The 390-nt window shown below is 60.3% G+C and carries 1 pseudogene; it reads right to left on the bottom strand.

The window, feature by feature from the left end:
- Positions 1 to 8 precede the first annotated feature (8 nt).
- A pseudogene (locus EN846_RS33760) lies at positions 9 to 390 on the bottom strand (hypothetical protein); the annotation flags it as partial.

Here is a 390-nt window from a genome sequence, read left to right as displayed (position 1 = left end):
GACGGGCGTCAGCCTGGGGGAATGTCGACTCCGAAGTACCGCGTGTAGGCGATGTCGAGCATGCGATTAACCAAACTAGGAAAGCTGTGTCCGGCGGCCCTCGCGACCAGCGGATAAAAGCTGTTCGCGCCGAGCGCCGGCATGGAGTTGATCTCCAACACAAAAGGCCGGCCGGACCGGTCGATCCGGAGGTCAACGCGGGCATAGTCCCGGCATTGGCAGGCACGGAAGGTCGCAACCGAAATATCCCGTAACATCGTCTCAAGCCCGCTCTCGATTTTCGCCGGGCAAATCTTGGGCACCGCTGCGGCCGCCACGTACTTCGCATCCCAATTCATAACACGCGTTTCGCGGTCACCGAAGTCCTGCTCCACTAGAGGCAAAACTTCG

It is taken from the genome of Mesorhizobium sp. M4B.F.Ca.ET.203.01.1.1, assembly GCF_004791025.1.
Classification (GTDB): domain Bacteria; phylum Pseudomonadota; class Alphaproteobacteria; order Rhizobiales; family Rhizobiaceae; genus Mesorhizobium; species Mesorhizobium abyssinicae.
The sequence above is the reverse complement of the archived record's forward strand: the minus strand, read 5'-3'. Positions and strand labels throughout refer to the sequence as shown.